Origin of the sequence: Streptomyces sp. NPDC006512, from assembly GCF_040611935.1 — a bacterium.
Classification (GTDB): Bacteria; Actinomycetota; Actinomycetes; order Streptomycetales; family Streptomycetaceae; genus Streptomyces.
Map to the genome: position 1 here is coordinate 1 of NZ_JBEXPG010000042.1, position 26,362 is coordinate 26,362.

Below are 26,362 nucleotides of genomic sequence, written 5' to 3' on the forward strand. Positions count from 1 at the left end.
ACGGAGGTACGTCCAGTACGAGCCGCGGCCCTCCGCCTTGAGACGCACCGCACCGGACGCCGCGACCCGGCAAACCTTCCCGGCCACGGCACTAGCATGGCTGTACGAGAAGGGGGGCTCCGTATGACCGACCACAGCCCGCAGCCGAGGGACCCGTGGGCGCCGCCGGAGCAGCCGGCGGTCGACCTGGGCAAGACGCGGGGGACCCCGGGCGGTGCGGCCGCGGGGGCCGTTCCCCCGGTGCACGACCAGCCCACCCTCACCGGGATGCCCGGCGCGCCGGAGCCCGCGCCCTACGCCCCGACCCCGCCGTACGGGGCGCCGCAGACCTCCCCGCCCGGCACCGGACAGACGCCCGCCTACGGGTACCCGGCGCAGCCGGATACCTACGGGTACCCGGCGCAGCCGGATCCCGGCGGTCCGGCGTACCAGGGGGCGCCTCCCGGGTATCCGGGGTACGCCGCTCCCGGGCCCGCCGGGCTGCCGTACCCGGGCTATCCGGGGTACGCGTACCCGGGCTACGCCCCGCCCGTGACCAGCGGCCTCGCCGTGACCGCCCTGGTGCTCGGCATCCTGTCCGTGCTCGCCTGCGTGACCGTGATCGGGTCGATAGCCCTCGGCATAGCGGCGGTCGTCTTCGGCGTGGTGGGCCGGGGCAAGGCGAACCGCGGTCAGGCCGGCGGCGGCGGGATGGCCCTGGCCGGCATCATCCTGGGCGCCGTGGGCATCGTGCTGGGGGTCGTCCTGGGCCTGCTGGTCGCCTTCAGCCCGGCCGACTACGCCGAAGACGACCGCGACGGGAACACCGCCCCCTCGGTCTCGGAGGTCCGGGAACGCGTCTGACCAGGGCGGCCCCCGGCCGCAGCCCGGCCCCGGCCGAGCGGCCGCCCGCACCCGGGGCGCCCGCGCCTACCGCCGGACGCTCACTCCGGGACCGCCGACAGCAGGGTCGGCACCATGTAGGGGCCGTCCGGCCCGGTCCGCGCGAGCGGCACCCAGCGGAGCCCGACCATCCGGGGGCAGGCGCAGGCCAGGTCCCCGTCGACCCCCAGCCGGGGCTCCCCGGGTGCCACCTCGACCCGGAAGCAGGAGGTCCACCCCGAGGGGTACGGCGCCTCGTACGCGTACCGCACCTCCAGGGCGCGCAGTCCCGTCTCCTCGGCCACCTCGCGCCGGACGGCCTCCTCCGGGTCCTCCCCGGGCTCCATACCGCCGCCCGGCAGGGTCCAGTACTCGGGCCCGTCGTGCAGCCCGGACGGCCCCTTCCCGCGCTCGCGCACCATCAGGACGCAGCCGTCCCGGACGATGACGGCGGCCACCCGCATCCGCCCGGGGCGGGTCACGCGCTCTCCTCGCGCAGCCGCTCCCGCGCCTCCATCAGCGCGAAGCCCAGCAGGTTCAGCCCGCGCCAGCGGGCGGGATCCAGGGCGCGCTCGTCGTCGGCGGCCAGCCCGATGCCCCAGACGCGGTCCACGGGGCTCGCCTCGACCAGCACGCGCGACCCGGTGCCCAGGAGGTAGGAGCGCAGCGCCGGGTCCGAGCCGAACTTGTGCACGCTGCCCTCCACGACCAGCGCGAACCGCTCCCGCGCCCAGACCGCGTCGTCGAAGCCGCGCACCAGCCGCCCGGCCGTCTTGGCCTCCGCCGGGCTTGCGGCCCCCAGCGCGGCCCGCTCGGCCTCGGGGTCCTCGAACAGCCGGGCCTTGCCGGCCATCATCCAGTGCTCGGCCGTGGCGTAGCGGACCTCACCGACAGTGAAAGCGGACGGCCACCACTGGCTCAGGCAGCTCGGCCCCAGCTGCCCGCCGGCCCGCGGACGGTGCCCCCAGAAGGGCAGGTACTTGACCCTCTCACCACGCCTGACCTGCTCGATCAACTTGTCGACCATCTCCATGCACGCGAGTCTTGCAGTCACCACGGACACTTCGTACGGGATTTCGGGTGTGCCTCGACACATGGTCGACCGATTCCGTCGCGTAATCAAAAGGCAACAACGGAATCCCTTGGCGGAGGGGAACACCTCTGCCAGGATCGGCACTCAATTCGAGCTGTAGCTACGGAGAGCGTGAGAGCGTGATGGGTAACCGCTTCCAGGTTAAGGACCGCTTCGCAGACGGCGCGCAGTACATCGACGGGCAGCTCAGGTCCGGTACCTCGGGCCGTTCGCACACCATCGTCGATCCCGCCACCGGTGAGGACGTCCTCACCTACGAACTCGCGGGCACGGCGGACGTGGACGCGGCCGTCGCCGCCGCCAAGCGCGCCTTCCCCGCGTGGTCCGGCGCCACCCCGGGTGAGCGCTCGGACGCGCTGCACCGGCTGGCCGCCGTACTGGCCGCGCAGGCGGAGGATTTCGCGCACGCCGAGTCCCTGCAGTGCGGGAAGCCGGTCAAGCTGTCCACGGAGTTCGACGTACCGGGGACCATCGACAACACCGCCTTCTTCGCCGGCGCCGCCCGCCACCTCCAGGGCCAGGCGGCCGGCGAGTACTCGGGCGACCACACCTCGTACGTACGCCGCGAGGCCATCGGCGTCGTGGGCTCCATCGCCCCCTGGAACTATCCGCTCCAGATGGCCGCGTGGAAGATCCTGCCGGCCGTCGCCGCGGGCAACACGATCGTCCTGAAGCCCGCCGAGCTGACCCCGCTGACCTCCCTGATGTTCGCCCAGGCGGCCAAGGAGGCCGGCCTGCCCGACGGTGTGATCAACATCGTCACCGGGGCCGGCCGGGACGCGGGCGAACACCTCGTCGGCCACCCCGACGTGGTCATGACCTCCTTCACCGGTTCCACCGCCGTCGGCAAGCGGGTCGCGGAGATCGCCACCGCCACCGTCAAGCGGCTCCACCTGGAACTCGGCGGGAAGGCCCCCTTCCTCGTCTTCGACGACGCCGACCTGGAGGCCGCCGCCCACGGCGCGGTCGCCGCCTCGCTGATCAACACCGGCCAGGACTGCACGGCGGCCACCCGCGCCTACGTCCAGCGCCCCCTCCACGACGCCTTCGTTGCCCGGGTCGCCGAGCTGATGGAGACCGTCCGCCTGGGCGACCCCTTCGCGCCCGGCACCGACCTCGGCCCGCTCGTCTCGCACGCCCAGCGCGACCGGGTCGCCGCCTTCGTGGAGCGGGCCCGCGCGTACGCCACCGTCGTCACCGGCGGCGCGATCCCGGGGGGCGAGCTCGCCGCGGGCGCGTACTACCGGCCGACGCTGATCACCGGGGCCGCGCAGGACAGCGAGGTCGTCCAGTCCGAGATCTTCGGCCCGGTCCTGGTCGTGCTGCCCTTCGACACCGACGACGAGGGCCTCGACCTGGCCAACGACACCCCGTACGGGCTCGCCGCCTCCGCCTGGACCCGCGACCTGTACCGGGCGAACCGGGCCACCCGCGAGATGAAGGCGGGCTGCGTCTGGGTCAACGACCACATCCCGATCATCAGCGAGATGCCCCACGGAGGCTACAAGGCGAGCGGCTTCGGCAAGGACATGAGCTCGTACTCCTTCGAGGAGTACACGCAGGTCAAGCACGTGATGTACGACAACACCGCGGTCGCCGCGAAGGACTGGCACCGCACGATCTTCGGGGACCGATAGCCGAGTACCGCCTGACCAGCGGCACACCCATCCCGAAAGGGCAACGCGCATGGAGCAGTTCGAGCCCGACCGTCTCTCGGCGGCGCAACTCGCCGCGATGCGACGCAGTCTGACCAGCGGGCGCGGCGCCCTCACCCGCCGCTCCCTGCTGCGCGCGTCCGGAGTCGGCGCGCTCACCCTCGGCGGCCTGTCCGCCCTCACCGCCTGCGGGATCCCGCCCGCCAGGCGGGAGGGCGACGCGGCGGCGGCCTCCGACGACCACTCGGCGCAGGAGAAGGAGGTCAACTTCTCCAACTGGACCGAGTACATGGACACCAGCGACGACGAGAAGACCCGTCCGACCCTGGAGGAGTTCACCAAGCGCACCGGGATCAAGGTCAAGTACACCGAGGACATCAACGACAACGTCGAGTTCTTCGGCAAGATCCGCCCGCAGCTCGCCGCGGGCCAGGACACCGGTCGGGACCTGATCGTCGTCACCGACTGGCTCGCCGCGCGCATCATCCGGCTCGGCTGGGCGCAGAAACTGGACCCCTCGAACCTGCCGCACGCCTACGCCAACCTGATCCCCCAGTTCCGCAGCCCCGACTGGGACCCGGGCCGCTCCTACAGCTACCCGTGGACCGGCATCGACACCGTCATCGCCTACAACTCCAAGGCCACCGGCGGCAAGGCGGTCGACTCCGTCACGCAGATGCTGGACGACCCCACCCTCAAGGGCCGGGTCGGCTTCCTCACGGAGATGCGCGACAGCGTCGGCATGACCCTCCTCGACCAGGGCAAGGACCCGGCGCACTTCACCACCGCGGACTTCGACGGGGCGATAGGCCGGCTCCAGAAGGGCGTGGACACCAAGCAGATCCGCCGCTTCACCGGCAACGACTACACGGCGGACCTGGACAAGGGCGACCTCGCCGCCTGCCTCGCCTGGGCCGGCGACGTCATCCAGCTCCAGGCCGGCAACCCGGACATCAAGTACGCCATCCCCGCGCCGGGTTACATCACCTCCAGCGACAACCTGCTGGTCCCGGCCAAGGCCCGGCACAAGGCCAACGCCGAGAAGCTCGTCGACTACTACTACGAGCCCGCGGTCGCCGCCCAGCTGGCCGCCTTCATCAGCTACGTCTGCCCGGTCGAGGGCGTCAAGGACGAGCTCGCCAAGATCGATCCCGCGCTCGCGGACAACCCGCTGATCGTCCCGGACAAGGCGATGGCCGCCAAGGCCCACGCCTTCCGCTCCCTGACCAGCGAGGAAGAGACGGCGTACGAGGAGAAGTTCGCCAAGCTCATCGGCGCCTGACGGAGCCGCCCGGCACACGCCTGCGCACCCGTGCTTCCGCCCCCTTCCACGACACCACCACCGAAGGCCCAGGCCCATGACTGACAAGACCGCGAGCGGCGACGTCCGCCTCGCAGGGATCAGCAAGCACTACGGCTCCTTCACCGCAGTGCACCCGCTGGACCTCACCATCCCCCAGGGCTCCTTCTTCGCCCTGCTCGGCGCTTCCGGCTGCGGGAAGACCACCACCCTGCGCATGATCGCCGGGCTGGAGGAGCCCTCCACCGGCACGGTCAGCCTCGGCGAGCGCGAGGTCACGCACCTGCCGCCGTACAAGCGCCCGGTCAACACCGTCTTCCAGAGCTACGCGCTGTTCCCGCACCTGAACATCTTCGAGAACATCGCGTTCGGACTGCGCCGCCGGGGCATCAAGTCCGTCAAGAAGCAGGTCGACGACATGCTGGAGCTGGTCCAGCTCGGCCAGTTCGCCCAGCGCAAGCCGCACCAGCTCTCCGGCGGCCAGCAGCAGCGCGTCGCCGTCGGCCGGGCCCTCATCAACCACCCGCAGGTGCTCCTGCTCGACGAGCCGCTCGGCGCCCTCGACCTCAAGCTGCGCCGCCAGATGCAGCTGGAGCTCAAGCGGATCCAGACCGAGGTCGGCATCACCTTCGTCCACGTCACGCACGACCAGGAGGAGGCCATGACCATGGCCGACACCGTCGCCGTGATGAACGGCGGCCGCGTCGAGCAGCTGGGCGCCCCCGCCGAGCTCTACGAGAACCCGAAGACCACGTTCGTCGCCAACTTCCTCGGCACCTCCAACCTCATCGAGGCCGAGGTACTGGAAGCCGGGTCCGCGGACGTCACCGTCAGCTCGGCCGGCACCCGGCTGAGGCTGCCCGCCGCACGATGTTCGACCGCGCCCCGCACCGGCGGAAAGCTCCTGGTCGGAGTGCGCCCGGAGAAGATCTCCCTGGTCCACGCCGAAGAGGCGCACACCGTCGCCGCGGGCCGCAACACGATAGCCGGGCGGATCGCGCACACCTCCTTCATCGGCGTGTCCACCCAGTACGTCATCGACAGCCCGGTCTGCCCGGAACTGGAGGTGTACGCGCAGAACATCGAGCGCGACGCCCGCCTGGTCCCCGGCGCCGAGGTCGTCCTCCACTGGAACCCGGAGCACACCTTCGGACTGGACGCCGCCCAGTCCATGCTCGCGGGGACGATGGGCGACGCCGGCGTCGAGACCGCCGAGGAGAGCGCGTGAGCGCCACCGCCGCGCCGCCCCAGGCGCCCGCCCCGGCCGCGGTGGAACCGCCGGTGCACAAGCCGTCGCTGCGCAAGCGGCTCGTCCCGTACTGGCTGCTGCTCCCCGGCATCCTGTGGCTGCTGGTCTTCTTCGTCCTGCCGATGGTCTACCAGGCCTCCACCTCGGTGCAGACCGGCTCGCTCGAAGAGGGCTTCGAGGTCACCTGGCACTTCCAGACGTACTGGGACGCCTTCACCGAGTACTACCCGCAGTTCCTGCGCTCCCTGCTCTACGCGGGCACCGCGACCGCGCTGTGCCTGCTGTTCGGGTACCCGCTGGCCTACCTGATCGCCTTCAAGGCCGGACGCTGGCGGGGGCTCCTGCTGGTGCTGGTCATCGCCCCGTTCTTCACCAGCTTCCTGATCCGCACCCTGGCGTGGAAGACGATCCTGGCCGACGGCGGACCGGTGGTCGCCGTCCTGAACGGCATCGGCTTCCTCGACGTGACCAGCTGGCTCGGCATGACGGAGGGGGACCGGGTCCTCGCCACGCCGCTCGCGGTCGTCTGCGGTCTCACGTACAACTTCCTCCCCTTCATGATCCTGCCGCTTTACACCTCCCTGGAGCGGATCGACACCCGCCTCCACGAGGCCGCCGGAGACCTCTACGCCCGCCCCGCCACGGTGTTCCGCAAGGTGACCTTCCCGCTGTCGATGCCGGGCGTGGTCTCGGGGACCCTGCTGACCTTCATCCCCGCGAGCGGCGACTACGTGAACGCCGAACTGCTCGGTTCCACCGACACCCGGATGATCGGCAACGTCATCCAGTCGCAGTACCTGCGGATCCTCGACTACCCCACCGCGGCCGCGCTGTCCTTCATCCTCATGGCCATCGTGCTGATCATGGTCACCGTCTACATCCGCCGAGCGGGAACGGAGGACCTGGTCTGATGAACAAGCCCCTGGCCTGGCTGCGCCGCCATCTCGTCGTCATCGCGGGCCTGTGCACGCTCGCCTACCTGATCCTGCCGAACCTCGTCGTCACCCTCTTCTCCTTCAACAACCCGACGGGCCGCTTCAACTACTCCTGGCAGGAGTTCTCGCTCGACGCCTGGAAGGACCCCTGCGGGGTCGCCGACCTCTGCGGCTCCCTCTCGCTCTCCCTCCAGATCGCCCTGTGGGCCACCATCGGCGCGACCGTCCTCGGCACCGCCATCGCCTTCGCGCTGGTGCGCTACCGCTTCCGGGCGCGCGGTGCGGTCAACTCGCTGATCTTCCTGCCGATGGCGATGCCGGAGATCGTGATGGCCGCCTCGCTGCTCGCGCTGTTCCTGAACATGGGCATCCAGCTGGGCTTCTGGACGATCCTGATCGCCCACGTCATGTTCTGCCTCAGCTTCGTCGTCGCCGCCGTCAAGGCGCGCGTGCTGTCGATGGACCCGCGCCTGGAGGAGGCCGCGCGCGACCTCTACGCGGGTCCGGTGCAGACCTTCCTGCGGGTCACGCTGCCCATCGCGGCACCCGGTATCGCGGCGGGCGCGCTGCTGTCCTTCGCGCTCTCCTTCGACGACTTCATCATCACCAACTTCAACTCGGGCAACACCGTCACCTTCCCCATGTTCGTGTGGGGATCGGCCCAGCGCGGTACGCCCGTGCAGATCAACGTCATCGGCACGGCGATGTTCGTCATCGCGGTGCTGGTGGTCCTCGCCGGCCAGATGGTCGGCAACCGCCGCAAGAAGGCACAACCGAAGTAGACCCCTGTAGGGAGTTGGAAGCCATGGCCCCAGTCGCCATGCGTAGTGTTGCGAAATCCCTTTCGGACGCCAAGCCCGTCTCGTACTGGCTCGACGACCCCGGCAAGCCCGCCCCTCAGCCCGCCCTCACCTCCGACGAGCGGTGCGACCTGCTCGTCATCGGCGGCGGCTACAGCGGCCTGTGGACCGCGCTGCTCGCCAAGGAGCGCGACCCCGGCCGGGACGTCGTCCTGATCGAGAGCAAGGAGGCGGGCTGGGCCGCCTCCGGGCGCAACGGAGGTTTCTGTGCCGCCTCCCTCACCCACGGCTTCTCCAACGGGCTGGCCCGCTGGCCGAAGGACCTCGCCCGGCTGGAGGAGATGGGCGCCCGCAACCTCGACGCCATCGAGGAGGCCGTCGCCCGGTACGGCATCGACTGCGACTTCGAGCGCACCGGCGAGATCGACGTCGCCACCGAACCGCACCAGGTGGAGGAACTGCGCGAGCTCCACGAGGAGGCCCGCCGCCTCGGCCTCGGGGACGGCTCCGAATGGCTGGAAGGCGACGCCCTGCGGGCCGAGGTCAACTCGCCGACCTTCCTCGCGGGCCTGTGGGACCGCGACGGCGTCGCCATGCTCAACCCGGCGAAGCTGGCCTGGGGCCTCAAGCGGGCGTGCCTGGAGCTGGGCGTGCGGATCTACGAGAACACCCGCGGCCTGAAGCTGGCCCCGGCCGGGGCCGGGATGACCGTGCAGACCCCGTACGGGGTGATCCTCGCGCGCCGGGTCGCGCTCGGCACCAACATCTTCCCGTCGCTGGTCAAGCGGATCCGCCCGTTCACCGTCCCGGTGTACGACTACGCGCTGATGACCGAACCCCTGACGGAGGAGCAGCTCGCCGCCGTCGGCTGGAAGAACCGGCAGGGCCTGGGCGACAGCGCCAACCAGTTCCACTACTTCCGGATCACGCCCGACCACCGGATCCTGTGGGGCGGCTACGACGCGATCTACCCCTACCGGGGCAAGCTCGACTCCGAGTACGACCACCGCCCCGAGACCTACCTCAAGCTCGCGGAACACTTCTTCACCGCCTTCGCGCAGCTGGAGGGGCTGAAATTCAGCCACGCCTGGGGCGGGGCCATCGACACCTGCTCGCGCTTCTCCGCCTTCTTCGGCACCGCGCACTCCGGGAAGGTCGCCTACGCGGCCGGCTTCACCGGGCTCGGGGTGGGAGCCACCCGCTTCGGCGCCGACGTGATGCTCGACCTGCTCGACGGGGTCCCGACCGAGCGCACCCGGCTGGAGATGGTGCGGTCCAAGCCGATGCCGTTCCCGCCCGAGCCCTTCGCCTGGACCGGGATCGCGCTCACGAAGTGGTCGCTGGCCCGCGCGGACGCCCGGGGAGGGCACCGCAACCTGTGGCTGCGGACGATGGACCGCCTCGGCCTCGGCTTCGACAGCTGACCGGCGGCGTACGGCCGGGTCGATGAACCGATCAGCCGACCCCCGTGCGCCGGGCGCACCCGCGATCACCGTGTGACCCGCTTCACTACCACGGAGTAACGGAACCCGCGTCATACCCGCGCCCGGCCCCGCTCTCTCCCGGTGAGAACCCCTCACCGCACGAGACGAACGGAGGCCGGGCGATGACGCTCGCGGCGACCAAGACGGCAGTGGACTGGCTGGTATCGGTGGCGCCGGACCCCGACGCCTGCCGCTGGGACTGGGAGCGCCACCCCCTCGGGGTCGCCCTCCTCCCGGCCGGCCGGAGCTGGGACGTGCTGATCCTTCCGGGGGAGCTGGGGCAGGCCACCCTCGACGTACTGCGCCTGCTGCCCGGCGGGCCCGGCCCGGTGCTGGCCGACTTCGGGGACTCCCGGGTCGGCTTCTTCGTACCCCCGGGCACGGCCTCGCGCTGGATCGGCACGGGCGTACGCGGTGCCGGGCGCGGCAGCTGGATCGTGGTCCCGTACCCGGGCCGGGCGACGGGCGGCGTCCGCTGGCTGGTGGTCCCCGACGGCAGCGGAACCCTCACCGACCCGGCGGTCCTGGAACTCGCCATGCACGAGGCGGCGGCCGCCGCCGCCGGCGGTCCGGGGGAGCGGGAGGGCCGGAAGCCTTGACAAGCGCATTGGTCTGGACCATCTTGGGCGCCGCTGACCCCCTCCATCCCCCCACGCCCCGGAGGCAGTTGTGCGCAGAGCCCGGTCCCTCCTTACGGCCGCCGCCCTGGCGGCGGCCGGCTTCCTCGCAGCGGGCCCGCCGGCCGCGGCGGCGGACGCCGACCTCGTACGCAACGGCGGCTTCGAGACCGGCCTCGACGGCTGGACCTGCTCGGGCGGCAGCGGAGCCACCGTCACCACCCCCGTCCACAGCGGCGGTTCCGCCCTCCGGGCCACCCCGGCCGGCCAGGACAACGCCCGCTGCTCCCAGACCGTCACCGTCGCCCCGGACTCGGCGTACACGCTCGCCGCCTGGGTCCAGGGCGCCTACGTCTACCTCGGCGCGACCGGAACCGGCACGACCGACACCTCGGTCTGGACCCAGAGCCCGGGCGCCTGGAAGCAGCTCACCACGAGCTTCCGCACCGGCCCCGCGACGACCTCCGTGACGGTCTACACCCACGGCTGGTACGGCCAGGGCGCCCACCACACCGACGGCGTCACCCTGATCGGACCGGACCCCGGCGGCCCGGGCCAGCCCCAGGTCCCGGCCGCCCCCACCGGCCTGACCGCGACCGCCACCTCCGCCGGATCGGTGGCCCTCACCTGGGCCGCGGCCCCCGGAGCCACCTCCTACCGGATCCACCGCGAGGGAGCCGCGCCCCAGAGCGCCACCGGCACCTCGGCCACCGTCACCGGCCTCGCCGCGTCCACCACCCACACCTTCCGGGTCAGCGCCGTCAACGCGGCCGGCGAATCCCCGAAGAGCGCCCCGGCCTCCGCCACCACCCCGGCCGACGGCGGCGGCCCGGGCGGCCCCGGCCTGCCCCCGCACGCCCTCGTCGGCTACCTCCACACGAGCTTCGCCAACGGCTCCGGCTACGTACGGATGGCCGACGTCCCCGCCTCCTGGGACGTCGTCAACCTCGCCTTCGGCGAGCCGACCTCCGTCACCTCGGGCGACATCCGCTTCCGGCTGTGCCCCGTCGCCGAATGCCCCAACGTCGAGTCACCGGCCGAGTTCAAGGCCGCCGTCAAGGCCAGGCAGGCCGCCGGCAAGAAGGTCCTGATCTCGATCGGCGGCCAGAACGGCCAGGTCCAGCTGGCCACCACCGCCGCCCGTGACGCCTTCGTCACCTCCGTCGGCAAGATCATCGACGAGTACGGCCTCGACGGCCTCGACATCGACTTCGAGGGCCACTCCCTCTCCCTCGCCACCGGCGACACCGACTTCCGCGCCCCCACCACCCCGGTGATCGTCAACCTGATCTCCGCCGTCAAGACCCTCAAGGCCAAGTACGGCCCCGGCTTCGTCCTGACCATGGCCCCCGAGACCTTCTTCGTCCAGCTCGGCCACCAGTTCTACGGATCCGGCCCCTGGGGCGGCCAGGACCCGCGCGCCGGCGCCTACCTCCCCGTCATCCACGCCCTGCGCGACGACCTGACCCTGCTCCACGTCCAGGACTACAACTCCGGACCGATCATGGGCCTCGACAACCAGTACCACTCCATGGGCGGCGCCGACTTCCACATCGCCATGAACGACATGCTGCTCACCGGCTTCCCCGTGGCCGGCGACTCCGCCCGCGTCTTCCCGCCCCTGCGGCCCGACCAGGTCGCCATCGGCCTCCCCGCGACCACCCACGCCGGCAACGGCCACACCTCCCCGGCCGAGGTCACCAAGGCCCTGGACTGCCTCACGAAGAAGCAGAACTGCGGCACCTACCAGACCCACGGCACCTGGCCCGCCCTGCGCGGGCTGATGACCTGGTCCATCAACTGGGACCGCTTCGGCGGCTGGGAGTTCAGCCGGACCTTCGACGCGTACTTCGGCCGACGCTGACGCGGACGCAGACGAGGAGCGGAGCGCACAGCAGGAGGCTGGCCAGGACGTCCAGGGGCCAGTGGAAGCCGCGCAGGACCAGCCCCGTCGCGGTCAGGGCGGTCAGGGCGGCCGCGAGGGGCAGGGGCCAGCGGCGGCGGGCGTACGGGGCGACGAGCAGGGCGGCGCCGACGTAGGCCGTCAGGGCGGTGGCCGTGTGGCCCGAGGGGTAGTAGCCGGCGGCCCAGGGCTCCAGCGGGCCCGGCCGGGCGGTCCACTCCTTGAAGGGGATCACCAGCGCCGGCACCAGGGCCATCGCCAGGCCCGCCACGAGCGGGCCGCGGCGGTCCCCGCGGCGCAGGGCGTAGGCCATGGCCACGAGCAGGACCGGCAGGGCGACGGGAACGTTGCCGAGATCGGCGAGGCCCTCGGTGACCGCGTCGGGGACCGTGCGCACCAGCACGCGGCTCAGCGCGTGATCGGGGGTCAGCAGCGGCCCCTCCACCAGGACCTGCCAGGTGATCAGGGCGAAGAGGAGGGGGCACAGGGCCGCGAGGAGGAGAGTGGCCGGCCGTCCCGGAACAGGGGGGATGGTTCCGGGACGGCCGCCCGGATCGGGTTCCCGCGCGCCCCGGGGGGTTTGGGGCGGACGGCTGTCCGATCGGTGAGGAGTGTGCGCGAACGCATGCCCAGTACGGCGCTGGGGAAGCCCGGTACTGGTGTCGCCCCCGGTTTCCCGGGAACGGTCTGTCTCACTCATCTGCAGAAACCGTACGCCAACGGAAGAGGGGCCGACAGCGGGAACGCGCTCCCGCCATCGGCCCCGCACAGCTTCTTCACAGCGCCCGACCGTTACCGCGGGTAGGGCCGGGGGCGCTGCGATCGGACGTTCTAGACGTTCGATCAGATGCCCGTGGATCCGGTCGTGGATCCTGTCGTGGATCCGGTCCTGGATCCGCGGATCAGATGCCCGCGAACGCGGTCTCCAGGATGTCCAGGCCCTCGTTCAGCAGGTCCTCGCCGATGACGATCGGCGGCAGGAAGCGGAGCACGTTGCCGTAGGTGCCACAGGTGAGGACGAGCAGGCCCTCGGCGTGGCAGGCCTTCGCGAGCGCGCCGGCCGCCTCCGGGTTCGGGGTCTTGGACGCGGGGTCCTTGACCAGCTCGATCGCGATCATGGCGCCGCGGCCGCGGATGTCGCCGATGATGTCGTACTTCTCCTGCATGGCCGTCAGGCGGGTCTTCATGACGGACTCGATCTTCTTCGCCGCGGCGTTGAGGTCGAGCTCCTTCATGGTCTCGATGGAGCCGAGCGCACCGGCGCACGCCACCGGGTTGCCGCCGTAGGTGCCGCCCAGACCGCCGCCGTGCACGGAGTCCATCATCTCGGCGCGGCCCGTCACCGCGGCGAGCGGCAGACCGCCCGCGATGCCCTTGGCGGTGGTGATCAGGTCGGGGACGATGCCCTCGTCCTCGCACGCGAACCACTGGCCGGTGCGGCAGAAGCCGGACTGGATCTCGTCGGCGACGAAGACGATGCCGTTGTCGTTGGCGAACTTCACGATCGCCGGGAGGAAGCCCTTGGCCGGCTCGATGAAGCCGCCCTCGCCGAGGACCGGCTCGATGATGATCGCGGCGACGTTGTCGGCGCCGATCTGCTTGCTGATCTGGTCGATCGCCTGGGCGGCGGCCTCGGGGCCGCAGTTCTCGGCGCCGGTGGGCCAGCGGTAGCCGTAGGCGACCGGGACGCGGTAGACCTCGGGGGCGAACGGACCGAAGCCCTGCTTGTACGGCATGTTCTTCGAGGTCAGCGCCATCGTGAGGTTCGTACGGCCGTGGTATCCGTGGTCGAAGACGACGACGGCCTGACGCTTGGTGTACGAACGGGCGATCTTGACGGCGTTCTCGACGGCCTCGGCGCCCGAGTTGAACAGGGCCGACTTCTTCGCGTGGTCACCCGGGGTCAGCTCGGCCAGGGCCTCGCAGACCTCGACGTAGCCCTCGTACGGCGTGACCATGAAACAGGTGTGGGTGAAGTCGGCGAGCTGCGCGGACGCGCGGCGCACGACGGCCTCGGCGGAGGCGCCGACCGAGGTCACGGCGATGCCGGAACCGAAGTCGATCAGACGGTTGCCGTCGACGTCCTCGATGATGCCGCCGCCCGCGCGGGCCGTGAACACGGGCAGCACGGAGCCCACGCCGCCGGCCACCGTCGAAAGGCGGCGGGCCTGCAGCTCCTGCGACTTGGGGCCGGGGATCGCGGTGACGATGCGGCGCTCCTGCGGGACAGCGGTCATAGGGGGCTCCTGGGGGGTGTTTTCGGACGCACTTGTGTCTTTGTCCGCAGGCTAGGCCCGGGGGAGGGGGTAAGGCATGCTCCGTTCGGGAGTGGTGCCCGCGTGTCCTTGTCCGCGACGGCCATAGGAAGGAACCGGCGCGTGACTCGTGGATCATGCCGGGGTACGGGCCCAGGGCCCGGGCCGGGCACTAGATTGAGCGCCGCAGCGCAGCGCACGGCACGGGCAGGGGGCAGGGGTTCATGGACACCGAGGGCGCGTACGAGGACCAGGCGACCCGCCGGGGGGACGTCCCCCGGCCGGCGGGGGGTCCGGGTGCGGTGCCGCCGATGCCGAGCTCCCCACCCCCGATCCCCACCCGGACACCGGGCGCGGCCTCAGGACCTGCCGACTCCGCGGGCCCCGGCCTGGCCGAATGGCTGCGTACACCCCGCAACTCGACCGAGCCGGGAGTTTGGGGCTTCGGCCACGTGCCACGCTCCGACGAAGAACCGGGCGCGGCATCCGACCGGACTCTGTTCGGTGGCGCCGCCATTTCCCTGCTCGCCTGTGTGCTTGTCTGGACGCTGATGCGCAACGGCTACTTTCCCTACTGGAAGGTTCCGGTCAGGCTCTTCACTCCGGGTGACTGGTGGGAACCGCTAACCGGGGATCCGGTGAAGAACACAGGCGGGGACGTGGCGCTGCCCCTGTACGAGCTCTTCTTCGATGCAGTGTTGCTCTACGGCTTCGGCCGCTTGGGAGGTTGGGTCACGGCCTGGCGGCGGCTGGTGACGGTGCACGGCCGATTGGTACAGGCGGCTTCGGCCGCCGTCGGCTGCCTGATCACGCTCTACCTTGTGGCCGACTACGCACTGCCCGTCCGCCTTGCCGTCTATCCGCTCCTCCCCCTGAACCCGGCGGACACCGTGGGCAACAGTTCCACGATGGCGAAGGCGGATACCTTCCTGAACGTCCTGATCATCCTGGCCTTCCTCTGGCTCGCGCTGCGCCGGGCTGCCGGTGCGTCAGGACGCGGCGCAGTGACTGCCGGCCCCGACGAGCAGCGTCCGATCGTGGCCGGGGCCGACGACGATCCCGTCGTGTGGAGCGACGTGCGGGGGGCTGGGTTGGGGGAGGTGGCGGACCGGCTCGGGGGGGAGGTGGTTGCCGGGCGGATGAGTGATGTGGATTATGCGCGGATCCGGCGGGCGTGGGAGTCCGTGCGGGCCGATCCCTCGCGCCGGCAGGCGTTCGCGGAGGCCGTGCGGGACAAGGGCGCCGGAGCCTGCGTGCACCCGTCCGGGGCGCGGGACCTGCCCGTCCGGACGGCCCGGCACGATCTGCTGGCCCGCCAGGTGCTCCTCGGCACCGTCGAGGACGGCCCCCGCAACCCCTACGCCCGCCGCGACACCCCCCTCGCCGTCGACCCCGGCGTACTCGGCACGTCCCTCCTCGCCGTCGGCCCGTCCGGGGCCGGCAAGACCCGGCACCTCGTGCGCCCCGTCGTCGAGGCCCTCGCGCTCCAGGCCCTGGCCGGGCAGGCCGCCGTCGTCGCCGTCGGCCCCGCCGGGGCACGGCTCGGCCCCGACGGCGCCTACGACATCGTCGTCCGGATCGGCGACCCCGAATCCGTGCACGACCTCGACCTGTACGGCGGCGCCGCCGACCCCGACGAAGCCGCCACGCTGCTCGCCGAGGCCTTCGTCGGAGACGTCCCCGGCATCGACGTGCGCCGCGCCGCCACCGCCCTCGCCCAGCTGCTCGGCCCGTTCCGGGCGGCGTACGGCCGCTTCCCCGCCGTGCCCGAGCTGCGCGAGCTGCTCGACGAGCTGCCGCCCGCCCTCACGACGCTCCGCCAGGCCCTGGAGGGCGCCGGCCAGCAGCCCATGCTCCGCGAACTCGACGCCCGGATCCGCCAGCACGGGGCCCCCGGCGACCCCGGCCCGGCCCTCGCCGACCGCGTCGCCCTCCTCGACCGGCCCGCCTTCGCCGGGTTCTTCGACACCAGCGGCCAGGGCCGGCCCTTCTCCATGCGCGCCCTGGAACACCCGATCCGGGTCCGGGTCGACCTCCCCGAGCGCGGGCACGCCGACGCCTCGCGGATCCTGACCCGGCTGCTCCTCGCCCAGTTCAACGCCGCCGCCGCGGCCCGCGCCGACCGCTCCCTGTTCGCGTTCCTCGCCCTCGACGACGCCTCGCACACCCTGACCCCCGAGACCGTCCGCGGCGTACAGCGCCTGCGCTCCGCGAACGCCGGGGTGCTGCTGACCCTGCGCACCCTGGACGACGTACCGGAAGCCCTGCGCACCCCGCTGCTCGGCGCGGTCGGCTGCCGGATGGCCTTCTCCGGGGTCACCACCTGGGACGGCAAGCGCTTCGCCGAGGCCTGGGGCACCGAGTGGGTCGAGACCCGCGACGTGACGCACCGGACCGTCTTCGCCGACCAGCCGCTGACCCGGGCCGTCCACGCCTTCCGCAAGCTGGTCACCGGCAAGGCCGTCACCACGGACGCGGTGACCGTCCGCCAGGTGGAGCGGGAGCGCTGGTCGGCCTCCGACCTCGCGCACGCCGTACCGCCCGGCTGCGCGGTGCTGTCCCTGACCTCCGTACGTGGGGAGCGGGCCGCGCCGCTGCTCCTGCGGCTGGCCGGTACGGACTGAGCGGACCCGTACGGGGTGGCAGAATCGAGAGGGGTTGTTCATACGACACGGCGAAAACCCCGACGCCCGCCCCACCCCGCGGGTCCCCTCCCCTTCCTCTCCCCTCCCGCGTAAGGCCCCTGGTACCCCATGCCGCTCACCCTCGCCTCGCTCGTCCAGCACTCGGCGCTCAAACTCAGCGTCCGGGCCGGGGAGACCCGCCTCGACACCCCCGTGCGCTGGGCCCACGTCAGCGAGCTCGCGGACCCCGTCCCCTACATGGAGGGCGGCGAGCTGCTGCTGGTCACCGCCATGAAGCTGGACGCGGACGACCCGGAGGAGATGCGCCGCTACGTACGCCGCCTCGCGGCCGCCGGCGTCGTCGGCATCGGCTTCGCCGTCGGGGTGAACTACGACGCCGTCCCCGACGCGCTCGTCGAGGCCGCCCGCGAGGAGGACCTGCCGCTGCTGGAGGTGCCGCGACGGACCCCGTTCCTCGCCATCAGCAAGGCCGTCTCCGCGGCCCTCGCCGCCGACCAGTACCGGGCCGTGACCGCCGGCTTCGAGGCCCAGCGCGAACTCACCCGGGCCGCCCTGTCCGCCGACGGCCCCGCCGACCTCCTCGCGAAGCTGGCCGCGCACGTGCACGGCTGGGCCGCGCTGTACGACACCTCCGGCGCGGTCGTCGCCGCCGCCCCCGACTGGGCCGCGCGCCGCGCCGCCCGGCTCACCCCCGACGTGGAGCGCCTGCGCGAGCGGCCCGCGCCCGCGAGCGCCGTGGTGGGCGGCTCCGAGGACCGGGTGGAACTCCAGTCCCTGGGCACCGGCCGCCGGGCCCGGGGCGCGCTCGCCGTCGGTACGGGCGCCCCGCTGGGCACCGCCGAGCGGTACGCCGTGCACTCGGCCGTCGCCCTGCTGACCCTGACCACGGAACGGTCGCGGTCCCTGCACGACGCCGAGTCCCGCCTGGGCGCCGCCGTGCTGCGGATGCTGCTGGAGGGACAGGCCGAGCACGCCCGGGCGGTGGCCGGGGACCTGTACGGAGCCCTGCTGGAGGCGCCGTTCCGGATCGCCGTCGCCGAGCCGGCCCTGCCGGGCACCGCCCAGCCGGAAGGGCTGGCGCGGCTCGCCGACGCGGTGGAGTCGGCGGCGGCCCGTACCGGGGAGGCGCTGCTCGTCGTACCGGAGGCCGGGCGCCTGGTGGTGCTGGCCGCCGACGGGGGGTCCGCCGTGCAGGCGTGCGCGGAGCACGCGGAGGTGCTGGAGGCCCGGCGCGGCCGGGACGCGACCGGCCCCGAGCCGGACGAACTGGTGGTGGGCCTGTCGGCGCCGGCCGCCGCCACCGGCGTGAAGGCCGCCTTCAAGCAGGCGGACCAGGCCCTCGCAGTGGCCCGCCGCCGCGGCAGGCCGATGGTCGAGCACGAGGACCTCGCCGCCGGCTCGGTCCTGCCGCTGCTCGCGGACGACGCCGTACGGGCCTTCGCGGACGGCACCCTCAGGGCCCTGCGGGAGCACGACGCGACCGGCCGCGGCGACCTGGTGGCCTCCCTCCAGGCGTGGCTCTCCCGCCACGGCCAGTGGGACGCCGCCGCGGCCGACCTGGGCGTCCACCGGCACACGCTCCGCTACCGGATGAAGCGGGTCGAGGAGATCCTCGGCCGCTCCCTGGACGACCCGGACGTCCGGATGGAGCTCTGGCTCGCCCTGAAGGCCGCCACCCCCACCCCCTGACCCGCCGCGGCGGGGCGCCCGCCACGCACGACACTGACAAACCGGCGAAGCCCGGCAGGCCGCCGCTCCATGCCGGATAAACAACGAAACCGCGCCGGGGTCCTACGGTGGTGGGGACAGGACCCGCCTCCAGCTGCCGCTGGGAGGTACCCCCAGCACAATCCGAAGGGCCGGGATTCGCATGACCTCCACCCACGCCTTCTGGCTCGCCGGCCGCCAGGCCACCGGCGAGGACAGCTTCGACGTCCACAACCCGTGGGACGGCCGGCTCGTCGGCACCGTCAGCGTGCCCACCGACGCCCAGGTCGAAGAGGCCGTGGCCGCCGCGTACGCCGTGACGGCGGAGTTCTCCGCGACCCCCGCCCACGTACGCGCCGCCGCCCTGGACCACGTGTCCAAGCGCCTGGCCGAGCGCACCGAGGAGATCGCCCAGCTGATCTCCGCCGAGAACGGCAAGCCGGTCAAGTGGGCCCGCGGCGAGGTCGGCCGCGCGGTGTCCGTGTTCCGCTTCGCCGCCGAAGAGGCCCGCCGCTTCAACGGCGGAGACGCCCAGCGCCTGGACACCGACGCCGGCGGCGTCGGCCGGCTGGCCCTGACCCGCCGCTTCGTCAAGGGCCCGGTCCTCGGCATCGCGCCGTTCAACTTCCCGCTGAACCTGTGCGCCCACAAGGTGGCCCCCGCCATCGCCGTCGGCGCGCCGATCATCCTGAAGCCGGCCCCGGCCACCCCGCTCTCCGGTCTGATCCTCGGCGAGCTGCTCGCCGAGACCGACCTGCCGGCCGGCTCCTGGTCCGTGCTGCCCGTGGCCAACGAGAAGATGCCCGCCCTCGTCAAGGACGAGCGCCTCCCCGTCATCTCCTTCACCGGCTCCGACAAGGTCGGCTACGCCATCCAGCAGTCGGTGCCCCACAAGCACTGCACCCTGGAGCTCGGCGGCAACGCCGCGGCCGTGGTCCTCGCCGACTGGTCCTCCGACGCCGACCTCGAATGGGCCGCGACCCGCATCGCGACCTTCTCGAACTACCAGGCCGGCCAGTCCTGCATCTCCGTGCAGCGCGTGATCGCCGACGCCTCCGTCTACGACCGCCTCGTCGAGAAGGTCGTCGCGAAGGTCCAGGCCCAGGTCACCGGTGACCCGTCCGACTCCGCCACCGACGTCGGCCCCCTCGTCTCCGAGGACGCCGCCAAGCGCGTCGAGTCCTGGGTCGACGAGGCCGTGTCCGCCGGCGCCAAGCTGCTCACCGGCGGCAAGCGCGAGGGCGCCTCGTACGAGCCCACCGTCGTCGCGGAGCTCCCGGCCGGCGTCACGCTCGCCGTCGAAGAGGTCTTCGGGCCGGTCCTGACCCTGCAGAAGGTCGAGAACACCGACGAGGCCTTCGCCGCCGTCAACGACTCGAAGTTCGGTCTCCAGACCGGCGTCTTCACCCGTGACATCCAGGTGGCCTTCCGCGCCCACCGCGAGCTCGAGGTCGGCGGCGTCATCATCGGCGACGCGCCCTCCTACCGGGCCGACCAGATGCCGTACGGCGGCGTCAAGCAGTCCGGCGTGGGCCGCGAGGGCGTCCGCTACGCGATGGACGACTACACCTACGAGCGCGTCCTGGTCCTCACCGGCCTCGACATCTGACCTCGTACGGTCCCAGACCGACGGCCGGAGCCTACTGTGCGGGGGCTCCGGCCGTCCCCCTTTTCCGGGCCACCCGCTCGGGCCTTTTCCCGGGTCCCCGAAACGGGTACGACTCACAGGTAGCACCGATCGGTAGTGTCCCGATGCTGCGAGGTGAGGACCCGGATGTCCGCAACACAGCCCGCACAGCCCGTACAGCCCAAGGTGACCGAGCGCGAGGCGCGGCAGGTCGCGGAAGCGGCGCGGGAGCAGGACTGGCGCAAGCCCAGTTTCGCCAAGGAGCTCTTCCTCGGCCGCTTCCGGCTTGACCTGATCCACCCCCACCCGCTCCCCGCCGACGAGGACGTCCGGCGCGGGGAGGCCTTCCTGGCCCGGCTGCGGGAGTTCTGCGAAACCTCGATCGACGGCGCCCGCATCGAGCGGGAGGCGAAGATCCCCGACGAGACGGTCCGCGGGCTCAAGGAGCTCGGCGCCCTCGGCATGAAGATCGACCCCAAGTACGGCGGCCTCGGCCTCACCCAGGTCTACTACAACAAGGCGCTCGCCCTGGTCGGCTCGGTCAGCCCGGCCATCGGGGCCCTGCTCTCCGCCCACCAGTCGATCGGCGTGCCCCAGCCGCTGAAGATGTTCGGGACGCAGGAGCAGAAGGACGCCTACCTGCCGCGCTGCGCCACCACCGCCATCAGCGCCTTCCTCCTGACCGAGCCGGACGTGGGCTCCGACCCGGCGCGCCTGGCCACCACGGCCGTCCCGGACGGGGAGGACGCGTACGTCCTCGACGGGGTGAAGCTGTGGACCACCAACGGGGTCGTCGCGGACCTGCTCGTCGTGATGGCCCGGGTGCCGAAGGGCGAGAACCACCGGGGCGGGATCACCGCCTTCGTCGTCGAGGCCGACTCGCCGGGCATCACCGTCGAGCACCGCAACGCCTTCATGGGCCTGCGCGGCCTGGAGAACGGCGTCACCCGCTTCCACCGGGTCCGCGTGCCCGCCGCCCAGCGCATCGGCGCCGAGGGCGCCGGCCTCAAGATCGCGCTGACCACCCTGAACACCGGACGGCTGTCCCTGCCCGCCATGTGCGTCGGCGCCGGCAAGTGGTGCCTGAAGATCGCCCGGGAATGGTCCGGCGTCCGCGAGCAGTGGGGCCGCCCGGTCGCCAGGCACGAGGCCGTCGGCGCCAAGATCTCCTTCATCGCCGCCACCACCTTCGCCCTCGAAGCGGTCGTCGACCTCGCCTCGCAGATGGCCGACGAGGACCGCAACGACATCCGCATCGAGGCGGCCCTGGCCAAGCTCTACGGCTCCGAGATGGCCTGCCTGATGGCCGACGAACTCGTCCAGATCCGCGGCGGCCGCGGCTTCGAGACCGCCGAGTCGCTGGCCGCGCGCGGAGAGCGGGCCGTCCCCGCCGAGCAGATGCTCCGCGACCTGCGGATCAACCGGATCTTCGAGGGCTCGACCGAGATCATGCACCTGCTCATCGCCCGCGAGGCCGTCGACGCCCACCTGGCGGTCGCCGGCGACATCATCGACCCGGACAAGGCCCTCGGCGACAAGGCGAAGGCCGGAGCCCGCGCTGCCGGGTTCTACGCCCGCTGGCTGCCCCAGCTGGCCGCCGGAGCCGGCCAGCTCCCCGGCGCGTACCGGGAGTTCCACCCGGCCGGCCACCCGGACCTGGCCACCCACCTGCGCTACGTCGAACGCGGCTCGCGCAAACTCGCCCGCTCGACCTTCTACGCGATGTCCCGCTGGCAGGGCCGCATGGAGACCAAGCAGGGCTTCCTCGGCCGGATCGTGGACATCGGCGCCGAACTCTTCGCGATGAGCGCGGCCTGCGTGCGCGCCGAGCACCTGCGGGCCACCGGCGACCACGGCCGCGAGGCCTACCAGCTCGCCGACGCCTTCTGCCGGCAGTCCCGGATCCGCGTCGAGGAACTCTTCGGGCGCCTCTGGTCCAACACCGACGACCTCGACCGCAAGGTCGTCGAAGGGGTCCTCGGCGGCGCCTACACCTGGCTGGAGGAGGGCGTCCTCGACCCCTCGGGCGACGGACCCTGGATCGCGGAGGCCGCCCCCGGCCCCTCGGAGCACGTAAACGTCCACCGCCCCCTGCGCTGACCTGCCATCATCGGCAGTAGTCCGGACGGATGTACGAGTGCGAGCACGGGTCCGGGCTCAGGTACGGGTACGAGCGCGAGACGGGCGAGGACGATGCCGACGGCCGAGGAGGACCGGGTCAGCAGACGGCTGGCCTGGTGCGTGGCGCACCTGCTGCGCCACGCACCGCAGCAGGTGGTCGCCGAGCTGATCGGCCGGCTCGACGGGACCACCCGGAAGTACCTGTGCCGCGACCAGTGGCTGCCCGCCTCGGCCGTGACCCTGCTGCTGCGCGGGGGCACCGAGGAGGACCGGCACTACATCGCCCGCAACCCGCACGTCGTGGGCCGCCCGCTGCCCGGCCTGCCCTCGGCCGTCCGCTACGCCGCCCGGCCCGGGCCCTCCCCGGAACTGCTCGGCGCGAGCGGCCCGGGGCCCTTCGGCTCCGCCGAGCTGATCGCCCTGCTGCGCCGGCACGGCCGCCGGCCGCGGATCCCGCTGACCCTGCTGGGCATGCCGCACGACCTCGACCCGGAGCTGCTGCTGCGCGAGCACGCCCGCGCGCCGCTGCCGGCGGGAGCCGTGGAGGCCCTGCTGCTGGTGGGCGGACTGCCCCGGGCGGACTGCCTGGCGCTGCTCGACGCCCGCGCGGGCGCTCCGTACGGGCGCCACTGGTACCGGCCCGCCGTACGGGCCGTCCGCTCGGGCCTGCTGACCTGCGACGAGCTCGTCGCCCACGTGGCCCCCGCGGCCCGGACCCTGCTGCTGGGGCACCTGTCCGTCTCGCGCGGGCTGCGCTGGAGCCTGCCCGAGCAGGCCGAGATGCAGTCGGCGGTGCAGCGGGTGCTGCGGCCCGCGCTGGGGGAGGACCCCCGCCTGTGGGCCGAGCTGCCGCGCCGGGCCCCCGGCTACCGGGGCACCCTGCCCGAGCTGGCGACGGCGCTCGCGGCGGGCACCCTGCCCCCGCTGGGCCTCGTACGGCACGACCCGGCGCTGGGCCGGGCCGTGCGCCGGCTCGCCCCCGACACGGCCGCCACGGAGCCGACGGGCGGCTGGGAGCGGGAGCTGGCGCTGGTGAGCCTGGCCGTCCCGATGGAGACCGTCGACGAGGACGTCCGGTGGGTCCGCGACTGCCTGGACCGGGGCCTGCTCACCGGCGCCGACGTGGTCCGGCACAAGGTGCCCGCCTGCTGGGCGCTGGACGAGGACCAGTGGCTCGGTGACATCGGCCATCCGGACCGGCACGACCGGCCCGCCGCGGTGCTCGCCGCCCGGGCCGAGGCCGACCGGCTGTTCGACGAGGCCCTCGGGGACGACCCGCGGGCCTGGTGGCGGGCGGCCCGCGCCCTCCCCGACTTCGCCGGCACGCTGCCCGAACTCCTCGCCCGGGTCACGGACGGGGACTCCGTGTCCAAGCGCTCCTGAGTTGCGGCAACAATGGGGGGCATGAGCGACAGTCCAGCCCCCCTCGCCGACCCGCACCTCCTCTTCGACGCCGCGGCCGGCCGCCGGGACATCGTCATCCTCGGATCGACCGGGTCCGTCGGCACCCAGGCCATCGACCTCGCGCTGCGCCATCCCGACCGCTTCCGGGTCACGGCGCTGTCCGCCGCCGGCGGGCGCGTCGGGCTGCTCGCCGAGCAGGCCCGGCTGCTGCGCGTCGAGAAGGTGGGCGTCGCCCGCGAGGACGCCGTACCGGCCCTGAAGGAGGCGCTCGGCGCCCAGTACGGCCCGTCCGAGCCGCTGCCCGAGATCCTGGCCGGGCCCGACGCGGCGACCGAACTCGCCGCCTCCCCGTGCCACACCGTCCTCAACGGCATCACCGGCTCCATCGGCCTCGCGCCCACGCTCGCCGCGCTGCGGGCCGGCCGGACCCTGGCCCTGGCCAACAAGGAATCGCTGATCGTCGGCGGCCCGCTGGTCAAGGCCCTCGCGAAGCCGGGCCAGATCATTCCCGTGGACTCCGAGCACGCGGCGCTGTTCCAGGCCCTGGCCGCCGGTACCCGCGCCGAGGTCCGCAAGCTCGTGGTGACCGCCTCCGGCGGCCCCTTCCGCGGCCGCACCCGCGCGGAGCTGGCCGGGGTCACCGTCCAGGACGCGCTCGCGCACCCGACCTGGGCGATGGGCCCGGTGATCACCGTCAACTCGGCGACCCTGGTGAACAAGGGGCTGGAGGTCATCGAGGCGCACCTGCTCTACGACATCCCCTTCGACCGCATCGAGGTCGTGGTCCACCCGCAGTCCTACGTCCACTCGATGGTCGAGTTCACGGACGGTTCCACCCTCGCCCAGGCCACCCCGCCGGACATGCGCGGCCCCATCGCGATCGGCCTGGGCTGGCCCCAGCGGGTCCCGGACGCGTCCCCGGCCTTCGACTGGACCAAGGCGTCGAGCTGGGAGTTCTTCCCCCTGGACACCGAGGCCTTCCCGTCCGTCGGCCTGGCCCGGCACGTCGGCACCCTGGGCGGCACCGCCCCCGCGGTGTTCAATGCGGCGAACGAGGAGTGCGTCGAGGCCTTCCTGGCCGGTCGGCTGCCGTTCACAGCAATCATGGATACGGTCACTGCCGTGGTGGACGAACACGGGACGCCGGCAGCGGGAACCCCGCTGACCGTCGCGGACGTCCTCGAAGCGGAGACCTGGGCCAGGGCCCGGGCACGGGAGATGGCGGCTCGCGCCGCCGTGGAGGCGAGCGCATGACGATACTGCTGACCTTGATCGGTGTGGTCGTGTTCGTGGTCGGCCTGCTCTTCTCCATCGCCTGGCACGAGCTCGGCCACCTCTCCACGGCCAAGCTCTTCGGCATCCGCGTGCCCCAGTACATGGTCGGCTTCGGCCGGACCGTCTGGTCGCGCAAGAAGGGCGAGACCGAGTACGGGATCAAGGCCATCCCGATGGGCGGCTACATCCGCATGATCGGGATGTTCCCGCCCGGCGAGGACGGCAAGGTCACCGCCCGTTCCACGTCGCCGTTCCGCTCGATGATCGAGGACGCCCGCTCGGCGGCCTACGAGGAACTCCAGCCCGGCGACGAGACGCGGCTCTTCTACACGCGCAAGCCGTGGAAGCGCGTGATCGTGATGTTCGCGGGCCCCTTCATGAACCTGGTGCTCGCCCTGGCGATCTTCTTCGGCGTCTGGATGACCTTCGGGATCAACCGCACCACCACCCAGATCGCCACCGTCTCGCCCTGCGTCATCCAGCAGAGCGAGAACCGGGAGGTCTGCAAGGACAGCGACCCGGTCGCCCCGGCCAAGAAGGCCGACCTGCGGTCCGGCGACCGCATCGTCGCCTTCGACGGCCGCGCGGTCGCCGACTGGTCCGCCCTCCAGAAGCAGATCCGCGACACGGTCGGCCCCGCCACCGTCACCGTCGTACGGGACGGACGCGAGCTGACCCTGCCGGTGGACCTGATCGAGAACAAGGTCGCCAAGACCGACGGCCACGGCGGGTACGTCAAGGGCGAGTACGTCACGGCGGGCTGGCTCGGCTTCAGCCCCAAGAGCGAGATCGCGGCCCTGACCTTCGGCGAGTCCGTCGACCACATGGGCGGCATCGTCGAGGGCAGCGTGCAGGGCCTGCTCCAGCTCCCCGCCAAGATCCCCGCCCTGTGGGACGCGGCCTTCGGCGGCGCCGAGCGCGAGCCGGACTCCCCGATGGGCATCGTCGGCGCGGCCCGGATCAGCGGTGAGATCGCGACCCTCGACATCCCCGGAGAGCAGCGGATGTCGATCATGCTGAACGTCCTCGGGATGTTCAACCTCTCGCTCTTCCTGTTCAACATGCTGCCGCTGCTGCCGCTCGACGGCGGACACATCGCGGGCGCCCTGTGGGAGTCGCTGCGGCGCAACGTGGCCCGGCTCCTGCGGCGCGCCGACCCCGGCCCGTTCGACGTGGCGCGGCTGATGCCCGCTGCGTACGTGGTGGCCGGGCTGTTCGTCTGCTTCACGCTGCTGGTGCTGGTGGCGGACGTGGTGAACCCGATCAAGATCACCTAGTCGCCGGCACTAGCGCACGCGGGACGGAGCCGGGCACGCATCGTGCCCGGCTCCCTACGTTCGGGTGGCGCACCCCCTCGGATGCGGGGGGCACGCGCTGATTGGCGTAATCTCGAAGGCTGGAGCCCGCCGATCTCGGGACCTTGATCCACAC

At 72.5% G+C, this 26,362-nt stretch carries 20 protein-coding genes; 16 read left to right on the forward strand and 4 right to left on the reverse strand.

Annotated elements, in window-relative coordinates; translation table 11 throughout:
- The first annotated feature begins 123 nt into the window (after positions 1–123).
- Positions 124–843 (forward strand): DUF4190 domain-containing protein, encoded by a 720-nt coding sequence (locus tag ABZZ17_RS26610; protein ID WP_356879283.1) that lies wholly within the window; start codon positions 124–126, stop codon positions 841–843.
- An 80-nt stretch (positions 844–923) separates the two neighbouring features.
- Here the strand turns inward: ABZZ17_RS26610 and ABZZ17_RS26615 are convergent, their stop codons facing one another.
- Together ABZZ17_RS26615 and ABZZ17_RS26620 are read right to left on the reverse strand one after the other, a co-directional pair.
- Positions 924–1,343 carry an NUDIX hydrolase gene (locus ABZZ17_RS26615; RefSeq protein ID WP_356879285.1) on the reverse strand — a complete coding sequence of 140 codons (420 nt, stop codon included), beginning with the start codon at positions 1,341–1,343 and terminating at the stop codon, positions 924–926.
- On the reverse strand, positions 1,340–1,894 hold the full coding sequence (locus ABZZ17_RS26620; protein WP_356879382.1) for an NADAR family protein: 555 nt from the start codon (positions 1,892–1,894) through the stop codon (positions 1,340–1,342). Before ABZZ17_RS26620 ends, ABZZ17_RS26615 begins: the two co-directional genes overlap by 4 nt.
- A 182-nt stretch (positions 1,895–2,076) precedes the next feature.
- Here ABZZ17_RS26620 and ABZZ17_RS26625 point away from each other — a divergent pair, with 182 nt between their 5' ends.
- The 8 genes from ABZZ17_RS26625 to ABZZ17_RS26660 all read left to right on the forward strand — a co-directional run bounded on the left by ABZZ17_RS26625 (position 2,077) and on the right by ABZZ17_RS26660 (position 11,858).
- Positions 2,077–3,591 carry a gamma-aminobutyraldehyde dehydrogenase gene (locus ABZZ17_RS26625; RefSeq protein WP_356879384.1) on the forward strand — a complete coding sequence of 505 codons (1,515 nt, stop codon included), beginning with the start codon at positions 2,077–2,079 and terminating at the stop codon, positions 3,589–3,591.
- Between the two features lie 49 nt (positions 3,592–3,640).
- Positions 3,641–4,891, forward strand: coding sequence for a spermidine/putrescine ABC transporter substrate-binding protein (locus ABZZ17_RS26630; RefSeq protein ID WP_356879287.1), 1,251 nt, complete (start codon positions 3,641–3,643; stop codon positions 4,889–4,891).
- 76 nt (positions 4,892–4,967) lie between these two features.
- Positions 4,968–6,137, forward strand: coding sequence for an ABC transporter ATP-binding protein (locus ABZZ17_RS26635; protein WP_356879289.1), 1,170 nt, complete (start codon positions 4,968–4,970; stop codon positions 6,135–6,137).
- Entirely contained in the window at positions 6,134–7,069 is a 936-nt protein-coding gene (locus ABZZ17_RS26640) for an ABC transporter permease (RefSeq protein ID WP_356879291.1), read from the forward strand. The genes ABZZ17_RS26635 and ABZZ17_RS26640 overlap by 4 nt, the downstream gene beginning before the upstream one ends.
- Positions 7,069–7,875 carry an ABC transporter permease gene (locus tag ABZZ17_RS26645; protein ID WP_356879293.1) on the forward strand — a complete coding sequence of 269 codons (807 nt, stop codon included), beginning with the start codon at positions 7,069–7,071 and terminating at the stop codon, positions 7,873–7,875. Before ABZZ17_RS26640 ends, ABZZ17_RS26645 begins: the two co-directional genes overlap by 1 nt.
- Before the next feature lie 23 nt (positions 7,876–7,898).
- Complete coding sequence (locus ABZZ17_RS26650) at positions 7,899–9,317, forward strand: FAD-dependent oxidoreductase (RefSeq protein WP_356879295.1); 1,419 nt, start codon at positions 7,899–7,901, stop codon at positions 9,315–9,317.
- Positions 9,318–9,499: 182 nt separating this feature from the next.
- The gene (locus ABZZ17_RS26655; RefSeq protein ID WP_356879297.1) at positions 9,500–9,976 is read left to right on the forward strand and encodes a hypothetical protein; all 477 of its coding nucleotides are present in this window, start codon (positions 9,500–9,502) and stop codon (positions 9,974–9,976) included.
- A 70-nt stretch (positions 9,977–10,046) separates the two neighbouring features.
- Positions 10,047–11,858, forward strand: a complete 1,812-nt coding sequence (locus tag ABZZ17_RS26660; protein ID WP_356879299.1) for a glycoside hydrolase family 18 protein — start codon at positions 10,047–10,049, stop codon at positions 11,856–11,858.
- Here the strand turns inward: ABZZ17_RS26660 and ABZZ17_RS26665 are convergent.
- Entirely contained in the window at positions 11,821–12,342 is a 522-nt protein-coding gene (locus ABZZ17_RS26665; RefSeq protein WP_356879301.1) for a phosphatase PAP2 family protein, read from the reverse strand. The genes ABZZ17_RS26660 and ABZZ17_RS26665 overlap by 38 nt on opposite strands.
- 457 nt (positions 12,343–12,799) lie before the next feature.
- Complete coding sequence (gene gabT / locus ABZZ17_RS26670) at positions 12,800–14,134, reverse strand: 4-aminobutyrate--2-oxoglutarate transaminase (protein WP_356879303.1); 1,335 nt, start codon at positions 14,132–14,134, stop codon at positions 12,800–12,802.
- Between the two features lie 242 nt (positions 14,135–14,376).
- Here gabT and ABZZ17_RS26675 point away from each other — a divergent pair, with 242 nt between their 5' ends.
- The 7 genes from ABZZ17_RS26675 to ABZZ17_RS26705 all read left to right on the forward strand — a co-directional run bounded on the left by ABZZ17_RS26675 (position 14,377) and on the right by ABZZ17_RS26705 (position 26,208).
- Positions 14,377–16,776, forward strand: a complete 2,400-nt coding sequence (locus ABZZ17_RS26675) for an ATP/GTP-binding protein (RefSeq protein WP_356879305.1) — start codon at positions 14,377–14,379, stop codon at positions 16,774–16,776.
- Positions 16,777–16,905: 129 nt separating this feature from the next.
- Complete coding sequence (locus ABZZ17_RS26680) at positions 16,906–18,486, forward strand: PucR family transcriptional regulator (protein ID WP_356879307.1); 1,581 nt, start codon at positions 16,906–16,908, stop codon at positions 18,484–18,486.
- A gap of 181 nt (positions 18,487–18,667) precedes the next feature.
- Complete coding sequence (locus tag ABZZ17_RS26685; RefSeq protein WP_356879309.1) at positions 18,668–20,113, forward strand: aldehyde dehydrogenase family protein; 1,446 nt, start codon at positions 18,668–18,670, stop codon at positions 20,111–20,113.
- A 165-nt stretch (positions 20,114–20,278) separates the two neighbouring features.
- Entirely contained in the window at positions 20,279–22,231 is a 1,953-nt protein-coding gene (locus tag ABZZ17_RS26690; RefSeq protein WP_356879311.1) for an acyl-CoA dehydrogenase family protein, read from the forward strand.
- A 93-nt stretch (positions 22,232–22,324) separates the two neighbouring features.
- Positions 22,325–23,635: a hypothetical protein gene (locus ABZZ17_RS26695; protein WP_356879313.1), complete on the forward strand. Its 1,311-nt coding sequence runs from the start codon at positions 22,325–22,327 to the stop codon at positions 23,633–23,635.
- A gap of 21 nt (positions 23,636–23,656) precedes the next feature.
- Complete coding sequence (gene dxr, locus ABZZ17_RS26700; protein WP_356879315.1) at positions 23,657–24,910, forward strand: 1-deoxy-D-xylulose-5-phosphate reductoisomerase; 1,254 nt, start codon at positions 23,657–23,659, stop codon at positions 24,908–24,910.
- On the forward strand, positions 24,907–26,208 hold the full coding sequence (locus ABZZ17_RS26705) for a site-2 protease family protein (RefSeq protein ID WP_356879317.1): 1,302 nt from the start codon (positions 24,907–24,909) through the stop codon (positions 26,206–26,208). The genes dxr and ABZZ17_RS26705 overlap by 4 nt, the downstream gene beginning before the upstream one ends.
- The last annotated feature ends 154 nt before the right edge of the window (positions 26,209–26,362 follow it).